At 71.2% G+C, this 15,805-nt stretch carries 16 protein-coding genes; 6 read left to right on the top strand and 10 right to left on the bottom strand.

Annotation, left to right across the window (positions count from 1 at the left end):
* Window positions 1-6: 6 nt before the first annotated feature.
* The 4 genes from DMB42_RS11080 to DMB42_RS11065 form a co-directional block, all read right to left on the bottom strand.
* A complete protein-coding gene (locus DMB42_RS11080; RefSeq protein ID WP_125633343.1) occupies window positions 7-1,317 on the bottom strand; it encodes an MFS transporter in 1,311 nt (436 codons plus the stop codon).
* A gap of 125 nt (window positions 1,318-1,442) precedes the next feature.
* The gene (locus DMB42_RS11075; protein WP_125633341.1) at window positions 1,443-3,557 is read right to left on the bottom strand and encodes a protein kinase domain-containing protein; all 2,115 of its coding nucleotides are present in this window, start codon (window positions 3,555-3,557) and stop codon (window positions 1,443-1,445) included.
* A gap of 26 nt (window positions 3,558-3,583) precedes the next feature.
* Window positions 3,584-4,558: a GNAT family N-acetyltransferase gene (locus tag DMB42_RS11070; protein WP_185844585.1), complete on the bottom strand. Its 975-nt coding sequence runs from the start codon at window positions 4,556-4,558 to the stop codon at window positions 3,584-3,586.
* 69 nt (window positions 4,559-4,627) lie between these two features.
* Complete coding sequence (locus tag DMB42_RS11065) at window positions 4,628-4,873, bottom strand: DUF2630 family protein (protein ID WP_125633337.1); 246 nt, start codon at window positions 4,871-4,873, stop codon at window positions 4,628-4,630.
* A 38-nt stretch (window positions 4,874-4,911) separates the two neighbouring features.
* Between DMB42_RS11065 and ddaH the strand changes: the two genes are divergently transcribed.
* Window positions 4,912-5,658: a dimethylargininase gene (gene ddaH, locus DMB42_RS11060; protein WP_125633335.1), complete on the top strand. Its 747-nt coding sequence runs from the start codon at window positions 4,912-4,914 to the stop codon at window positions 5,656-5,658.
* Between the two features lie 265 nt (window positions 5,659-5,923).
* Window positions 5,924-7,630 carry a 2-isopropylmalate synthase gene (gene leuA, locus DMB42_RS11055; protein ID WP_125633333.1) on the top strand — a complete coding sequence of 569 codons (1,707 nt, stop codon included), beginning with the start codon at window positions 5,924-5,926 and terminating at the stop codon, window positions 7,628-7,630.
* A 70-nt stretch (window positions 7,631-7,700) separates the two neighbouring features.
* On the opposite strand, the gene DMB42_RS11050 is transcribed toward leuA, so the two are convergent.
* Window positions 7,701-8,396, bottom strand: a complete 696-nt coding sequence (locus DMB42_RS11050) for a TetR/AcrR family transcriptional regulator (RefSeq protein WP_125633331.1) — start codon at window positions 8,394-8,396, stop codon at window positions 7,701-7,703.
* A 117-nt stretch (window positions 8,397-8,513) separates the two neighbouring features.
* Between DMB42_RS11050 and DMB42_RS11045 the strand changes: the two genes are divergently transcribed.
* From DMB42_RS11045 to DMB42_RS11035, 3 genes are read left to right on the top strand one after another with little or no spacing between them, the layout of a single operon-like run.
* A complete protein-coding gene (locus DMB42_RS11045; protein ID WP_125633329.1) occupies window positions 8,514-8,867 on the top strand; it encodes a YrdB family protein in 354 nt (117 codons plus the stop codon).
* Between the two features lie 2 nt (window positions 8,868-8,869).
* On the top strand, window positions 8,870-9,781 hold the full coding sequence (locus DMB42_RS11040) for an NAD-dependent epimerase/dehydratase family protein (protein WP_125633327.1): 912 nt from the start codon (window positions 8,870-8,872) through the stop codon (window positions 9,779-9,781).
* Window positions 9,778-10,662: a Gfo/Idh/MocA family protein gene (locus DMB42_RS11035; RefSeq protein ID WP_125633325.1), complete on the top strand. Its 885-nt coding sequence runs from the start codon at window positions 9,778-9,780 to the stop codon at window positions 10,660-10,662. Before DMB42_RS11040 ends, DMB42_RS11035 begins: the two co-directional genes overlap by 4 nt.
* Here DMB42_RS11035 and DMB42_RS11030 read toward each other — a convergent pair.
* The 4 genes from DMB42_RS11030 to DMB42_RS11015 are packed head-to-tail and all read right to left on the bottom strand — an operon-like array spanning window position 10,646 to window position 15,048.
* A complete protein-coding gene (locus DMB42_RS11030; protein WP_125633322.1) occupies window positions 10,646-11,470 on the bottom strand; it encodes a serine protease in 825 nt (274 codons plus the stop codon). The genes DMB42_RS11035 and DMB42_RS11030 overlap by 17 nt on opposite strands.
* Before the next feature lie 56 nt (window positions 11,471-11,526).
* On the bottom strand, window positions 11,527-12,546 hold the full coding sequence (locus tag DMB42_RS11025; protein ID WP_125633320.1) for an acetamidase/formamidase family protein: 1,020 nt from the start codon (window positions 12,544-12,546) through the stop codon (window positions 11,527-11,529).
* On the bottom strand, window positions 12,543-13,910 hold the full coding sequence (locus DMB42_RS11020) for an APC family permease (RefSeq protein WP_125633319.1): 1,368 nt from the start codon (window positions 13,908-13,910) through the stop codon (window positions 12,543-12,545). Before DMB42_RS11020 ends, DMB42_RS11025 begins: the two co-directional genes overlap by 4 nt.
* Before the next feature lie 58 nt (window positions 13,911-13,968).
* A complete protein-coding gene (locus DMB42_RS11015; RefSeq protein ID WP_260477621.1) occupies window positions 13,969-15,048 on the bottom strand; it encodes a substrate-binding domain-containing protein in 1,080 nt (359 codons plus the stop codon).
* Window positions 15,049-15,099: 51 nt separating this feature from the next.
* Here DMB42_RS11015 and DMB42_RS11010 point away from each other — a divergent pair, with 51 nt between their 5' ends.
* Window positions 15,100-15,546, top strand: a complete 447-nt coding sequence (locus tag DMB42_RS11010; protein WP_125633315.1) for a MarR family winged helix-turn-helix transcriptional regulator — start codon at window positions 15,100-15,102, stop codon at window positions 15,544-15,546.
* A gap of 10 nt (window positions 15,547-15,556) precedes the next feature.
* Here the strand turns inward: DMB42_RS11010 and DMB42_RS11005 are convergent, their stop codons facing one another.
* Window positions 15,557-15,751: a hypothetical protein gene (locus DMB42_RS11005; RefSeq protein WP_125633313.1), complete on the bottom strand. Its 195-nt coding sequence runs from the start codon at window positions 15,749-15,751 to the stop codon at window positions 15,557-15,559.
* Window positions 15,752-15,805 lie beyond the last annotated feature (54 nt).

The following is a 15,805-nucleotide window of genomic DNA, read 5'->3' as shown; positions in this document are numbered from 1 at the left end:
GCCAGGTTAGACGCGGGCGGCGACCGAATCCGACGGCTGCGCGCCTTCGCTGCGGGACAGCGCCACGTCACGGGTCTCGCGCATGGTCAGGTAGACGACGAGGGACACGGCCGCGCAGGCGGAGACGTACCAGAAGTAGCCGGACTCGATGTCGTGGCGCTTGAACCACAGGGCCACGTACTCGGCGGTGCCGCCGAACAGGGCGTTCGCGATCGCGTACGGCAGCGCCACCCCCAGCGCCCGCACGTGCGTCGGGAACAGCTCGGCCTTCACCACGGCGTTGATCGAGGTGTAGCCGGTGACGATGACCAGCCCGGCGAGCGACAGGACGAGCGCGCCCCCGAAGCCGCTCGCCCCGCCGAGCGCCGTCATCAGCGGCACCGTCCCCAGCATCGACCCGATCCCGAACGTGATCAGCAGCGGCCTGCGCCCGATCCGGTCCGACAGCGACCCGGCCAGCGGCTGGACGCACATGAAGATGAACAGCGCGCAGAAGCTGACCAGCGTCGCGGTCTCCTTCGGCAGGCCCGCGCTGTTCCACAGGTACTTGGTGAGGTAGGTCGTGTAGGTGTAGTACGCGACAGTGCCGCCCATCGTCAGGGCGATGACCAGCAGCGCCTCCTTCCTGTGCGCGAGGAGCTGCCTGATGGTGCCCTTGGCCCGGCCCTCCTCTTCCTCCTCGCCGTACACCTCGGTCTCCAGCAGGCTGCGACGCAGGTAGAACACGACCGCGGCGGCCACGGCCCCGACCACGAACGGGATGCGCCAGCCGTAGGAGTTCAGGGCCTCGGTCGACATCGTGTTCTGCAGGATGATCTGCAGGCCGAGGCCGACGAGCTGGCCGGCGGTCATGGAGACGTACTGGAAGCTGGAGGCGAAGCCGCGCCGGCCGCGCGGGGTGGCCTCGGTCAGGTACGTGGCGCTGGCGGCGTACTCGCCGCCGACCGACAGGCCCTGGAGCAGGCGGGCGACCACCAGGACCAGCGCGCCGAAGTAGCCGGCCGCCGCGTACGTCGGGGCGACGGCGATCAGCAGCGCGCTGGCCGACATCAGCGTGACGGTGAGCGTGAGCGCCGCCTTGCGGCCCCGGCGGTCGGCGTAGCGGCCGAGCAGCCAGCCGCCCAGCGGGCGCATGAAGAAGCCGACGGCGAAGATGGCCGCGGTGTTGAGCAGCTTGGCCGTGTCGTCCCCTTCAGGGAAGAACGAAGCGGCGAAGTACACGGCGAAGCTGCTGTAGACGAACCAGTCGTACCACTCGACCAGATTGCCGACGGAGCCGCCGATCACTGCCTTCCACGGCACGCGCGCTTTGTTCATGTGGGACCTCCTGGGGGGAGTGGATGCAGGCCAGAGCCTCTCCCCAGAAGGTTGTTCGGACAAGGTGCGGCGGGTCAGATCTAACGTGCGCTTAACATCGGGCTCTTCTCCCCACAACGGTCTTCTCAGCGCAACGGGGGCTCGGCGTTCTTCGCGCGTTCGAGGGCCAGCTCGGGCCACCACTCGCCGTTCGCCGGGGCCACCACGCCCCGCTCGGGGTCCTTGTCGCCGTTCGTGCCGCGCCGGCACCTGCCGCTGGAGCTGCCCGCCCGGGTGATCCACAGGTAGGCGTACGCCAGCTCCTCGCCGGTGTCGGTCGTCGGGCGCTCGCCGACGCCCCGGCCCGGCGGGTTGCACCAGGTCTGCGGGTCCGCGTACGTCTTCGTCGGGGACCACGGGCCCTTGCCGTTCCTGGCGGTGTCCACGACGAAGTGCGGCAGGCCGGCGCCCGGGTCGGCGTCCTTCGGGCAGCCCGTGCCGCCGGTCCTGCGCATGACGGCGATGCAGGCCGACAACGACTTGCCGTACTCGACGGCCTTGGTGGTGCTCTGGTGCGAGGCGGTGTTGACGAAGAAGCCGTCGGCCTCGTCGATCCCGGCCCCGATCAGGCGCTCGGCCATGATCTCGGTGCCGGGGTAGAGGTCCTGGCCGCCGTCGAGGTAGACGGCCGTACGGGCGTGGCCGGTCTTGAGCGACCGTACGGTGTCGCGCAGGTCGCGGTAGCGCTGCTCGGCCGTGCTGGCGAGCTTGCAGTCCTTGGTGCCGGGCAGGTTGACCAGGCTGGACGGCTCAAGGATGACCACCGCCTCGTGGTCGCCGATCTGGCGGGCCACGCCGTTGACCCATTCCTTGTAGGCGGCCAGGTCGCCCGCGCCCGCGGGGAGGCAGTCGCCGCCCCCGGGCATGCGGTTGATCAGGAACACGGGCACGCCGCCCGCCTCCCGCGCGGCGGTCATCGTGGCCTCGACCGTGGCCCTGACCTCGGGCTGGTTCAGGCGGATGGCGTGGGGGACGGCGGCCAGCCGGTCCATCAGCGCGGCGTCCGCGGGCCGGTCCTTCTGCCAGACGGCGGCCTGGCGGGCGGCGGCCTTCTCCTTCTCGGAGTAGAAGGTGACGCCGTCGCGGCGCAGCGGGTTGCCCGCCGCCGCGGCCGGCGGTACCGAGGCGGACGTGCTCGCCTGCCCGCCGGTGGTCCCGGTGGTCCCGGTGGTCCCGGAGGTCACCGGGTGGACGGTGGCGTCCTGGCGGTTCCACAGCAGCGCCGTGGTGATGCCGGCGGCGGCCACCACGACGGCCACGCCCGCCGCCAGCAGCCTCGTACGCCGGTTGCCCGCCGCCCGCTCGCCCGTCTCCTCAGGCGGGTCCGGGGGACGGGTGGACGCGGGCCCGGGGGAGGGTGGGGGGACGGCCGGAGGGCGTGGGGCGGGGAGGACGGCCGACGGGTCGGCGGTGCTGAGGTGGTCCATCAGCTCCTGGGCCGTGGGCCGCGCGGCCGGGCTCTTGGCGAGGGACGCGGTCACCAGGTCCAGCAGCGGCCCCGACAACCCCCGCAGGTCCGGAGCCTCGTTGACGACGCGTAACAGGACCGCCGGCACCGTGCCCGACCCGAACGGCGACACCCCCGACGCGGCGAAGGCGACCGTGCAGCCCCACGAGAAGATGTCCGAGGCCGACCCCACCCGCGAGCCCGACACCTGCTCGGGCGACATGTACGAGGGCGTCCCCACGACCGCGCTGCTCATCTCCGAGTCCGCGAGCCGCGCGATGCCGAAGTCGATCACCTTGGGCCCCACCTGGGACAACAACACGTTCGACGGCTTGAGGTCGCGGTGGACCACGCCGGCCCCGTGGATGGCCCGCAACGCCATCGCCATGGCCGCCGCCAGCCCGTCGAGCGCCGAGCCCTTGAGCGGCCCCGACTCGCGTACGGCGTCCGCGAGGCTCGGCCCCTCGACGTACTCGGTGACCAGGTACGCCACCTCCGCCCCGACGTCGGCGTCGAGCACCGGGGCGGTGCAGAACCGGGCGACCCGCCGGGCCGCGGCCACCTCGCGGGCGAACCGCCGCCGGAACTCCGGGTCGGCGTCCATCCTGGCGTGGATGAGCTTGACCGCCACCTGGCCGCGGCTCTGGTCCTCGCCCAGGTAGACGACGCCCATGCCGCCCTCGCCCAGCCGACCCAGGAGCGCGTAGCGCCCCACCCGCCGCGGATCCCCGTCCCTCAGCGCCTCCAAGGTCATAATCCGTCAGGTTAGCCGCAGGGGTGTCACACCGTCAGCCGCCACTCGTTCCATTCGTCGAGCAGTTCGAAGCCCATGGCCTCGTTGATGGCCAGCATGTGGGCGTTGGACGTGGCGTTCCAGGTGATGACCTGCTCCAGGTGGGGCTCGCGCTCGCGCAGCCACAGCAGGTTGGAGAGCTTGAGCAGCAGGCCGAGGCGATGGCCGCGGTGCTCGCGCAGGACGGTCGTGTCGGCCTGGTGGCCCCAGGTGTCGGAGCGGTCGGCTTCGAGGTAGACGCGCGTGTAGCCGGCCGGCGCGCCGTCGGAGTCGCGCCTGGCGATCATCGTGTAGCAGGTCTGGCCGCTGAGCGTGACGTGCTCCTCGCGGGTGCGCAGGCGGTCGAGGCTGAAGGTCATGTCCTCGAGGTCGGGGTCGCGCGGGGCGTCGTTCATGCCGCCCATCAGCGTGGCGAGGTCGGCCAGCAGCTCCGGCCCGGCCGGGCCGAAGAAGCCTTCGACGCTGTAGCCCGGGACGTCGGGCAACATGGCCCGCAGCGCGGGCCAGTCGGCCGTACGCAGGTCGAGCGTGCGGCGGGCCTCCTCCTGCGCGACCGTGAACCCGTGGGCGCGGGCGAAGCGGGCGCCGACGCCCGTGGCCGGGGTCTCGGTGAGCAGGAGGGTGCGGCCGTGGGTGCGCATCCGGCCCACGACGTGCTCCAGCAGCGCGCCGCCGAGGCCGCGGCCGCGCAGCTCAGGGCGGACCACGAGCGGGAAGACCCAGCCCATGTGCTCGTTGTCGTGCTGGGACAGGGCCAGGCTGTAGCCGCCGGTCACCTTGCCGCCGTCGGTCATGACCCACATCTCGGCACGGTTGCCGGGGCCGCCCTCGCGGGCGATGACGGAGAAGCGGGCCTTAGACAACATGGGGCCGAGCTCGTGCGCGTGGCCCGCCAGGCAGGCGTCGTACAGGCCCGTCAGCAGCTCGCCCGGCCGGTCGGGATCGATTGGCTGGATGCGCATCCGTTCAGCCAAGCGCATCGGCACCGGCCGGGGCCAGCGAATTTACCGCCGCCAGACCTGCGTCCCGGCCTACTGGCGGTAGTTCTCCACCTCGACGGCCAGGCGGACGGCCGCGCTGTCGGGGTCCTCGCCCACGCCGCGCCTGGCCCGGCGCTGCCGGAGCAGGTCCCAGCACTGGTCGAGGGCCACCTCCAGCTCCTTGACGCGCGCGTGCTCCTCGTCGGAGGTGACCTCGCCCGCCGACAGCCTGCCGCGCAGCTCGTGCTCTTCGGTGACCAGAGCGCTGATCCTGGTGAGAATCTCGTCGTCCCGCATGCCCAAGACTCTAACGACTGCGTGATAGAACACGCCCTATGTCTGGTATTGCGCTGGTAAGGAAGCCCGGCCCCCGGATCGCCGAGGGCATCGTCACGCACATCGAGCGCGAACCCGTGGATTACGAACGCGCAGTTCACCAGCATGACGCCTACGTCGCGGCGCTGGCCGCCGCGGGCTGGCGGCCCGTCCACGTCGAGCCCGCCGACCATCTTCCCGACGGGCCCTTCGTGGAGGACGCCGTGGTGGTGTCGGGGCGGCTGGCCGTGCTCACCCGGCCGGGCGCCGCCGAGCGGCGCCCCGAGGTGGAGTCCGTGGAGCAGTCCGTACGGGACCTCGGGCTGAAAGCGGTCAGGATCGCCCGCCCCGGCACGCTGGACGGCGGCGACGTGCTCCAGGTCGGCCGGACCGTGTACGTCGGCAGGTCGGGCCGTACCAACGACGAGGGCGTCGCCCAGCTCGCCGCCCTGCTGCCGGAACGCCGGATCGTGCCCGTGGACCTGCGCGGCGTGCTGCACCTGAAGTCGGCGGTGACCGCCCTGCCCGACGGGACGCTCATCGGCGATCCCGCTCACGTCGACCTGCCGGACCTGCTGGAGCCGCCGGAGGAGCCGGGCGCGCACGTGGTGCCGCTGGGCGGCGACCGCGTCCTGCTGGCCGCCTCCGCGCCGCGGACCGCGGCCCTGCTGGAGCGGCGCGGACTCGTCGTGACGACGGTCGACATCTCGGAGTTCGAGCGGCTGGAGGGCTGCGTCACCTGCCTCAGCGTGCTCGTCCCGGCCTAGCGCGGCGTTCCATCCGACGGCCCGCCGGTGGCCCCGGATGGAATTTCATGGCCCCCACCTGGTGTTTCCCCATCGGTGGACCGATCGGCTCTCATGATGTGAGATCAAGGGCGGCGTATCTCGAGACGTCTGGTAGCGTGCTTGGCATGCTGCGCGGGCTGCTTCTTAGCTGCCGCGGCGAGGGCCTGTAAGGCCGGCTCCCTCGTCGCGGAGCCAGTCGTGCGCGTCGGCCGCTTTCTGACTCGACCGACGAGGAGCAGCAGACATGAACGCCCAGCAGCCCAGCCCCATGCCGGCCCATCGTTATCAGCCGTTCGAAGCGATCCGGCTGACCGATCGCACGTGGCCCGACCAGGTCATCACCAAGGCGCCCCGCTGGTGCGCGGTCGACCTGCGTGACGGCAACCAGGCCCTGATCGACCCGATGGACTCCCACCGCAAGCTCCAGATGTTCGAGCTGCTGGTACGCATGGGCTACAAGGAGATCGAGGTGGGCTTCCCGGCCGCCTCGCAGACCGACTTCGACTTCATCCGGCAGATCATCGACGAGGGCCGCATCCCCGACGACGTCGCCGTCCAGGTGCTGACCCAGGCCAGGCCCGAGCTGATCGAGCGCACCTTCGAGGCGATCGAGGGCGCCAAGCAGGCCATCGTCCACCTGTACAACTCGACCTCCACCCTCCAGCGCCGCGTCGTGTTCGGCCAGGACAAGGAGGGCATCACCGCCATCGCCGTCGAGGGCGCCAAGCTGGTCAAGAAGCTGGCCGAGGCCACCGACGTCGACGTGCGCTTCCAGTACTCTCCCGAGTCGTTCACCGGCACCGAGCTGGAGTACGCCGTCGAGGTGTGCGACGCCGTCAACGAGGTGTGGCAGCCCACGCCCGACCGCAAGGTCATCATCAACCTGCCCGCCACGGTCGAGATGGCCACGCCCAACATCTACGCCGACCAGATCGAGTGGATGCACCGCAACCTGCGCCACCGCGACTCGATCGTGTTGTCGCTGCACCCGCACAACGACCGCGGCAGCGCCGTGCCCGCCGCCGAGCTGGGCTACATGGCCGGCGCCGACCGCATCGAGGGCTGCCTGTTCGGCAACGGCGAGCGCACCGGCAACGTCTGCCTGGTCACGCTGGGCATGAACCTGTTCTCCCAGGGCGTCGACCCCGAGATCGACTTCAGTGACATCGACGAGATCCGCCGCGTCACCGAGTACTGCAACCAGCTCCCCGTCCACCCGCGCCACCCGTGGGGCGGCGAGCTGGTCTACACCGCCTTCTCCGGCTCCCACCAGGACGCCATCAAGAAGGGCTTCGAGCACCTGGAGCGCGACGCCGCGGCGGCGGGCACCCCGGTGGCCGAGTTCACCTGGGCGGTGCCCTACCTGCCGATCGACCCGAAGGACATCGGCCGCAGCTACGAGGCGGTCATCCGGGTCAACAGCCAGTCCGGCAAGGGCGGGGTCGCCTACATCATGAAGGCCGACCACCAGCTCGACCTGCCGCGCCGGCTGCAGATCGAGTTCTCCAAGGTCGTGCAGGCCCGTACCGATTCCGACGGCGGCGAGATCAGCCCCGCCGCGATGTACGAGATCTTCCGCGACGAATACCTGCCCAACCCGGCCAACCGCTGGGGCCGCCTGAGCCTGATGGCCCACCGCCACGAGTCGACCGTCGACGACAAGGACCGCATCGGCGCCGACGTCCGCCTCGACGGCGAGATCCGGGAGATCGCGGGTGTGGGCAACGGCCCGATCTCGGCCTTCATCGACGCCATCGCCGGGGTCGGCATCAAGGTCCGGGTCCTCGACTACGTCGAGCACGCGATGAGCGCGGGCAGCGACGCCAAGGCCGCCTCCTACCTGGAGTGCGAGGTCGACGGGCAGGTGCTGTGGGGCGTGGGCGTCGACGCCAACACCACCACGGCCTCCCTCAAGGCCATCATCTCGGCGGTCAACCGCGCCGCACGCTGACCTCGTCAGCCGGAAAGGGCAGGAGTGCCGCCGCACTCCTGCCCTTTTTGTCGTGGTGGTGACGCACTGGTCACGGGGCGAGGCCCAGAGCCGCGGCGGCCAGGCGGAGCGCGTGGTCGAAGGCCGGTCGCCGGTTGTCCACGGTGTTGTTGAACTGGCCGAACACCTCGAAGTTGACCCAGCCGTACAACGTCGACCAGGACGCGATCGCCCGCCACACCACGTCGTCGGGCACACCCGGCATCAGGGCGCGGATACGTTCGGCGTCGTCGGCCACCTCCGGCGGCGCCTCGGGACCGGCCGGCGCGTGGAGCTCGCCGGCGCGCCAGGCGTCGGAGACGATCGAGCCGAGCACGGTGACGTCGCGCAGGCGGGCCTGGACGGTGTCCTGCGGCGCCTGGTAGCCGGGCACGGGGGAGCCGTAGATCAGGGCGTACTCGTGGGGGTGGGCGACCGCCCAGTCGCGTACGGCGTGGCCGGCCGCCATCCAGCGGGCCAGGTGGCCCGAGCGCGGGCAGGCGGCCTCGGCCTGCTCGACGGCCTCGCCCAGGGCGTTGTAGCCGTCGATGATCAAGGCGGTCAGCAGGTCGTCACGGCTCGGGAAGTAGCGGTAGATGGCCGAGGAGACCATGCCCATCTCCCGCGCGACGGCCCTCAGTGACAGGCCGCCGGCGCCGTCGGTGGCAAGCTGGCGGCGGGCGATGTCGGTGATCTCCCTGGTGAGCTCGGCTCTCACGCGCTCTCGCGCGGTACGGCTGGCTGTCATGCACAGCAGGTTATCAGAGCGGTGCCAGAAAACGAGAGCACTGCTCTTGACGACTACTGCTCTTATGAGAGAGCATTGCTCTCGTAAGCGAACAGCGCACCACCTCGGGAGACCCCCATGCTCGCCCTCGCCAAGAACGCCAACGCCGTCCTGATGTTCTTCCTTGAGCTCGGCGTGCTGGCCTCGGTCGCGTACTGGGGGTTCACGCTCAGCCCGAACTGGTGGATCAAGCTCCTCGCGGGGCTGGGCGGTCCGGCGCTGTTCATCGCCGCGTGGGCGCTGTTCGGCGCGGGTGGCGGCGCGAACGCCACGATCCCGCTCACGGGCCTGGCCCGGGCCGCTCTAGAGATCCTCTGGTTCGGCGGCGGCGCGCTCGCGCTCTACGCCGCGGGCCGCGCCACCCCGGCGATCGTCTTCGCCGCCGTCTTCGTCGTCAACGCGGTGCTCCGCCTCATCTGGAAGCAGGTCTGATCATGGGCAAGCATGTCGTCGTGGGATCCGGTCAGGTCGGCACACACCTGGCCACCAAGCTCGCCGCACAGGGGCACGAGGTCGTCGTCGTGACCCGCTCCGGCCGCGGACCCGAAGGGACGGTCAGAGCGGCCGCCGACGTGGCCGACAAGGCCCGGCTGAGCGAGCTGGCCAAGGGCGCCGACGTCCTCTACAACTGCGTCAACCCGGCCTACCACCGCTGGCTCACCGACTGGCCGCCGATCGCCGAGTCGTTCTTGGCCGCCGCCGAGTCGAGCGGGGCCGTGCTGACCATCCTCGGCAACCTCTACCCGTACGGACCCGTCACCGGCCCGATGACCGAGGACCTGCCGCTCGCCTCCACCACCCCCAAGGCCCGGGTACGCGCCAAGATCTGGCACGACGCGCTGGCCGCCCACCGGGCCGGGCGCATCAGGGCGACCGAGGTGCGCGGCTCGGACTTCTTCGGCCCCGGCGCCACCGACCAGTCCCACCTCGGCACCCGCTTCATCCCGGCGCTCAAGGCGGGCAAGACCATCCAGCTCGTCTTCCCGGCCGACATGCCGCACAGCTGGACCTACCTGCCGGACGTGGCCGACGCCCTGATCACGGCCGGCGCCGACGAGCGGGCCTGGGGCCGCCCCTGGCACGTGCCCACCGGCGAGCCGATGACCTTCCGGGAGATCGGCGCGCGGATGGCCGGCCTGCTGGGCCTGCCCGCGCCGAAGATGACGACCCTGCCGTGGCCGTTGTTGCGGGCGGCCGGGCTGTTCTCGCCCATGATCGGCGAACTGCGGCACGTCCGCTACCAGTTCACCGCGCCGTACGTGCTCGACTCCTCGGCGTTCCAGCAGGTCTTCGGCGTCGCGCCTACGCCGATGGAGACCGCGCTGAGGACTACGCTCGACGGATGAAGATAGCCATGATCGGCCTGGGCGACATCGCGGAGAAGGCGTACCTGCCCGTGCTCGCCGCCCAGTCCCTCGACCTCCACCTGTGCACCCGCAACACCGCGCGGCTCGACCGGCTCGGTGACGCCTACCGCATCGCCGACCGGTCCACCAGCGTGGACGAGGTGATCAAGGCGGGGGTCGACGCCGCGTTCGTGCACGCCGCGACCGAGGCCCACCCGGAGATCGTCGAGCCGCTGCTCAGCGCCGGGATCCACGTCTACGTCGACAAGCCGATCGCCTACAGCCTGGCCGAGTCCGAGCGGCTGGCGCGGCTGGCGGAGTCCGAGGGCAGGTCGCTGATGGTCGGCTTCAACCGCCGTCACGCCCCCGGATACATCGGGCTCACCGCCCTTCCCCGTCACCTCGTGCTGATGGAGAAGAACCGCGACAACTACCCCGACGCGCCCCGGCGGGCCATCTTCGAGGACTTCATCCACGTCGTGGACACCCTCAGGTTCCTCGCCCCCGGCCCGGTCAACGAGACCAGGATCCGCACCCGCGTCCGCCGCGACCTGCTCGAACACATCGTGCTCGAACTGTCGGGCGACGGCTTCACCGCGATCGGCGTGATGAACCGGGTCAGTGGCGCCGGCGAGGAGACCTGCGAGGTCATGGGCGACGGCATCAAGCGGCGCGTGGTCAACCTCGGCGACGTCCTCGACTACGAGGGCGGCGAGACGCTCACCAGACGGCCCGACTGGGTGCCGGTCGCCCGGCAGCGCGGCATCGAGCAGGCCTGCCAGGAGTTCCTGCTCGCGGTGCGCGAGGGCCGGGTGATCAGCGCGGACGACGCCCTGATCACCCACGCCATCTGTGAGGACGCCGTCAGCCAGGCTTCCTGACCCGCATCGACTCGTCGGCCCTGGCGAACATGCGGTCGAACGTGTCCCCGCCCAGCCGGGCCAGCACCGTGTACCCCTCGGTGTCGCTCAGCGGGCTGGAGGAGGAGACCACCCCCGCCACCGAGCCGCCGTACAGGGCCGGGCCGCCGCTCCCTCCGGCGGCGGCGTGGCAGTTGCGGGTGACCATCACGCCGGGGCCCACCGTGGAGCCCTCCACCGCGTCGCCCAGGCACCGGTACATCTGCGTGCCCGGGTAACGTCTGCCCGCCGGGTAGCCGAGCAGTTCGAGCCCGCGCAGCTCGGCGCCCCGCCCGGTGCGCAGCGGCGGCAGGCCGGGGCCGACCACCGACTCCAGCGGCCGTTTGCCCTTGACGACCCCGACCAGGCCGACGTCGTACGGCAGCACGGCGGGCGAGTCGGGGCTGGCCCGCCAGCGGGCCGGCACCCACGTACGGACCGCGGACCAGACGCCGTGCCGCGGGTTCCCCTGGTCGAAGCCGGGCATGAAGGTCACCCGCTGGAGCTGCCGGCCCTCGTGGTAGAGACAGTGGGCGGCCGTCAGCACCAGGCTGCGGCTGCGCGAGCCGATCACCGCGCCCCCGCACCAGATGTCCGTGCGCGTGACGGGATCGTGGCCGAGCAGCACCCCCGTCACCCGCCGCGCCCCCGTGTAGGGGCGCGGCACCGGCGCGTAGCCCAGGCGGTCGCCGTCCGGGGTCAGCACGCGGGGGACGGGGACGCTGTGGAGCGAGACGTCGCTGACGCCAGCCGGATCGAGCAGGACCAGAGACAGAACCAACCTGAGCACTTTCCCACTGTACGGGGAAGATGATCAATGCCCTGACCTGCGACACCAACGTTTACCTAAGCGGGGGATTGTGTCGAACCGTACTGGGCGCCCAGGGCCCGCAGACGGGCGTGGGCGTCCTCGTACACCGAGGGCGCTCCCAGGTAGGTCTTGGGCAGCTTGGCGACCATGGTGTAGTTGGTGTCGCACACGTTCCCGACCGGCGCCTGGCCGGCCTGGCTGACGAGCTGGTACGCGTCCAGCGTGTCGAGCCCGGTCAGCTCCGACGCCCAGGTGACCAGGTCGTGCTGGCTGATCCGGTACGCGTCCTCGAGGGGCCTGGCCGAGCCGGTGGACATCAGGTGCAGATCGTCCTCCAGCCGCGGCCAGGGGGTGGCCACGCCCTTGATCAGCTCGACCGCCACCACGGTGTTCATGGCCGACTCCACGGCCGTGCCGCAGACCTCACCGTGCCCCTGCAGACCATGGCCGTCACCGATCGAGAACATGCCGCCCTCGACGTTGACACCCAGGTAGACGGTGACGCCGGCGCGCAGCTCCGGAGTGTCCATGTTGCCGCCGTGCGCGTCGGGGGTGATGGTCATCCGGGCCTCGTTGGCGCCCGGGGCCACGCCCACCGTGCCGTGCATCGGGTCGAGCGGCAGCGCGACGCTGAAGTCGCTGTTGCGGGCGTGGTAGACGGCCACGCCCTTGTCCACGTCGATGTCGTAGCGCCACACCCGCTCCTCCAGCGGCGGCTGGAGCATCGCCGTGGTGTGGGTGCCGGTCAGCGCGCCGAAGTGCGGGAACGTGGTGGAGACCGCCCAGTCGCGGGCCGGCGTGATGCTGACGAAGTGCAGCGCCAGCGTGTCGCCGGGCTCGGCCCCCTCCACGTGGAACGGGCCGGTCACGGGATTCAGGTACGGGAACTCGCAGACCCGCGACGGCAGGTCCTCCACGGTCCGTACCAGGCCGCCGAAGCAGTCCTCGGTGTACAGCTCCATCACCGTCCCCGGCCGCACCCTGCCCAGGGCGGCGCGGCCGCCGAAGGTGTAGCTGAGCTCCTCCGGCGAGGGGTGGTAGGAGACGACGTTCACTTGACCTCCGAGGGGAGAACGGGCCTGCGGCCGATGAGATAGCTGACGCCGAGGACGACGAGCCCGACCGCCAGCCAGATGAGGCCGACCGTCTGGGTCACCAGCTTCGTGTTGTACACCACGGCGGCCAGGACGAGGAAGCCGATCGCCGGCACGATGACATGCGCCCACATGTTCCTGCTGCGCCCGCGGAACCGGTAGTGGACGACGACGGCCACGTGCAGGATCAGGAAGGCGGTCATCGCGCCGAAGTTCACGAGCTGGCTGAGCAGCGCGATGCCGTCCTCGCGGCTGTTCATGTAGAGGCCGATGGCCAGCGACAACACCGCGACGGCCAGCGTGGCGTTGACCGGCACCTGGTGCTTGGGGTGCACCTTGGCCAGGAACGAGGGGAGCATGCGGTCGCGGGCCATCGCGAACAGCAGGCGCGAGGTGGCCGCCTGGGCGACCAGCGAGTTGGCGAAGCCCCACGCGATCGCGGTGGCGACGGCGGTCAGCACGCTCAGCCAGTGGCCGCCGGCGAACTCCGCCATGCGGTAGAAGGCGTCGCCGTTGGGGTCGCCGTCGGAGATGAGCTTGGCGCGGTCCGGCATGAGCAGCGCCGCGACCCAGGTCTGCGCCACGAACAGCACCGCGGCCAGCCCGAGCGCCGCCACCATGGAACGGCCGAGCCGCCTGCCGTCCTCCTTGTTCTCCTCGGCCAGCGTCGAGATGCCGTCGAAGCCGAGGAACGACAACACCGCCGTCGCCGCCGCCCCGAACACCAGCGTCCAGCTGAACGCCGAGGACTCGAAGATCGGCGTGAACGCGCCCGCCTGGGCCTTGCCCTGCGCCAGGGCGACGACGCCGACCACCAGGAAGATCGCCAGTACGGCCAGCTCGGCGACCAGCATCACCCGCGTGATGCGCGCGGTCATCTGGATGCCCATGTAGTTGACGGCCGTGTTGAGCAGCACGAAGATGATCAGCCAGCCCCAGACCGGGATGCCGGGCACGACCGAGTTCATGCCCAGGCTGGCGATGAGGTAGAGCAGCGACGGCACCAGGATGTAGTCGAGCAGGATCGCCCATCCCGCGATGAACCCGACCGGCGCCGAGATGCCGCGCCCGGCGTAGGTGTAGACGGAGCCGGCCATGGGGAACGCCTGGGCCATCTGCGAGTACGACAGCGCCGTGAACGCCATGGCGACCAGGCCGATGATGTAGGCCAGCGCGACCATGCCGCCGGACGACTGGAACACGCCGCCGAAGATGCCGAAGGGTGCGATCGGCACCATGAAGATCAGGCCATAGATCATCAGGTCGGCGAAGCCCAGAGAGCGTTTGAGCTCTTGGCGGTAGCCGAACTGCTCAACGGTGCTCATGTTGCGCGGCTCCTTGTCGAGGTTGGGGGGTGACTCGCACCTTAGAGCCAAAAGCTTTCTACTGAAAAGGTTTCTCAAGCAAGAAATCGAGGCCGTCCGCCCTGCCGAGGTGCACCGTCCGCCGCACCTGACGGTTCACCAGCGTGAGCGGGCCGCGCGCGCTGACGATCGTGGTGCCGTCGGCGACCGCGTCGAGCGCCGGGACGGCCAGGCTGCCCGCCCGCCCCGACAGCGCGGCGAGCATCGCGACGGCCTCGTAGCAGCCCTGGCCGTGGGCGTTGAGCATGGGGGCGTACGGGCCGAAGCGTTTGGCGTACCGTTCGGCGAAGTCGAGGCTCGCCTCGGTCGGCAGGTCGCGGAAGTAGCCCATCGAGGCGTAGAGCTCGCCGGTGCCGTCGCCGCCGATGCCGAGCAGGCCGTGCTCCTCCAGCGCGCCGCACAGCCGGGCCGCGCCGAGCCCGCTCGCCGCGTAGGCCCGGTTGAAGGCCACCAGGTCGCTGCCGATCAGCGTGAGCAGGATCGCGTCGGGGCGGGCGTCGGCGATCCGGCCGAGCCGGGAGGCCGCCTCGCCGTACCGGACGAACGCCTCGCCGACGACGGTCGCGCCACGCGCGTGCAGCCGCCGGCGCGCGCCCGCGTGCACCAGGCGCGGCCAGACGTAGTCGTTGCCCAGCAGGTACCAGCGGCGCGCCCGGTGGACCTGGACCAGCCATTCGATGCCGGGTTCGAGCTGCCGGCCCGGGGTCTCGCCGAGGAAGTAGACACCCGGCGCGTGCCCACCGCCCTCGTACGGCGGCGCGTACACGAACGGGACCCGCCCGCCGATCGCGGCGACCACGTCCACGCGCACGTCGCGGGCGTGCGTACCGGCGACCGCCTCGACCGTGCCGGACGCGACCAGCCCGGCCACCTCGGCCGCCACCTCGGGCCCCGGCCGGCCGCCGTCGACGAGCACCAGCTCGACCTGCCTGCCGAGGACGCCGCCCCGGGCGTTGACCTGCGCGGCGGCCAGCACGGCGCAGTTGATCGCGCACGGCCCCACCAGCCCGAGCACCCCGGACACGGGCACGACCAAGCCGATCCGGACCGCGTCCGAGGGGATGAGCCGGGCCTCGAAAGGATCGACGATCGCCGTCACGCGGACGAGTATCCTCCGAACTAGCTCTCCGGTGAAAGGACCTGATCTGTCATGGCTAATTCCGGGCTGGGGTCCTCACTCGCGTACCTGCTCAGCCGGGCCGAACGCAGCGTCACGCGCGGTCTGGCGACGACGCTGGCCGGTGAGGACGTCACGGTCGAGCAGTGGCGCATCCTGCGCGCGCTGGCCGACGGGCGCGGTCATTCGATGGGGGAGCTGGCCGAGGCGGTGCTCATGCCGCACCCGACGCTCACCAAGGCGGTCGACCGGCTGATCGACCGCGCGCTGGTCCACCGGGGCGCGTCGGCGGGCGACCGGCGGCGGGTGGCGGTGTTCCTGGCCGACCGGGGGCGCGACCTGCTGGCACGGGTGGACGGCACGGTGGCCGAGCACCACCGGGCCATCGCCGCCGCGTTCGGCGACGAGCGTACGGGGCGGCTGATGCGCGAGCTTGAAGACCTGGTGACGGCCCTCGACTGCGCCCCGGTCAAGTCCTGAGCCCCGGCGGTCAGCTCTCGTGGCGTTTCCTGTCGTGGTCGGCCCACAGCAGGAGCGCCACGCCGGCGACCGCGAGCCCTAGGTAGGCCATCAGCGGCAGCTCGACGAGCCGCCCCACGAACCCCCATTCGCTGTCGAACCAGACGCGCCCGACGAACCCGCCGAGCCCTTGGATGACGGCCATGATCCCGATGAATCCCCTCATGCCTGCGACAGTGGCAGAACGTGACCCGCCCCGGCATCGAACCTTGGACGGGTC

The sequence above is a fragment of the Nonomuraea sp. WAC 01424 genome, assembly GCF_003947315.1.
Lineage (GTDB): Bacteria > Actinomycetota > Actinomycetes > Streptosporangiales > Streptosporangiaceae > Nonomuraea > Nonomuraea spiralis.
The sequence above is the reverse complement of the archived record's forward strand: the minus strand, read 5'-3'. Positions and strand labels throughout refer to the sequence as shown.

Bases quoted from the DNA above. Each gene is read 5' to 3' on its own strand.
- DMB42_RS11080 (WP_125633343.1), bottom strand. From the start codon at position 1,317: ATGAACAAAGCGCGCGTGCCGTGGAAGGCAGTGATCGGCGGCTCCGTC.
- DMB42_RS11020 (WP_125633319.1), bottom strand. From the start codon at position 13,910: ATGAGCACCGTTGAGCAGTTCGGCTACCGCCAAGAGCTCAAACGCTCT.
- DMB42_RS11070 (WP_185844585.1), bottom strand. From the start codon at position 4,558: ATGCGCATCCAGCCAATCGATCCCGACCGGCCGGGCGAGCTGCTGACG.
- DMB42_RS11050 (WP_125633331.1), bottom strand. From the start codon at position 8,396: ATGACAGCCAGCCGTACCGCGCGAGAGCGCGTGAGAGCCGAGCTCACC.
- DMB42_RS11035 (WP_125633325.1), top strand. From the start codon at position 9,778: ATGAAGATAGCCATGATCGGCCTGGGCGACATCGCGGAGAAGGCGTAC.
- DMB42_RS11045 (WP_125633329.1), top strand. From the start codon at position 8,514: ATGCTCGCCCTCGCCAAGAACGCCAACGCCGTCCTGATGTTCTTCCTT.
- DMB42_RS11065 (WP_125633337.1), bottom strand. From the start codon at position 4,873: ATGCGGGACGACGAGATTCTCACCAGGATCAGCGCTCTGGTCACCGAA.
- DMB42_RS11075 (WP_125633341.1), bottom strand. From the start codon at position 3,557: ATGACCTTGGAGGCGCTGAGGGACGGGGATCCGCGGCGGGTGGGGCGC.
- DMB42_RS11010 (WP_125633315.1), top strand. From the start codon at position 15,100: ATGGCTAATTCCGGGCTGGGGTCCTCACTCGCGTACCTGCTCAGCCGG.
- leuA (WP_125633333.1), top strand. From the start codon at position 5,924: ATGAACGCCCAGCAGCCCAGCCCCATGCCGGCCCATCGTTATCAGCCG.
- ddaH (WP_125633335.1), top strand. From the start codon at position 4,912: ATGTCTGGTATTGCGCTGGTAAGGAAGCCCGGCCCCCGGATCGCCGAG.
- DMB42_RS11005 (WP_125633313.1), bottom strand. From the start codon at position 15,751: ATGAGGGGATTCATCGGGATCATGGCCGTCATCCAAGGGCTCGGCGGG.
- DMB42_RS11040 (WP_125633327.1), top strand. From the start codon at position 8,870: ATGGGCAAGCATGTCGTCGTGGGATCCGGTCAGGTCGGCACACACCTG.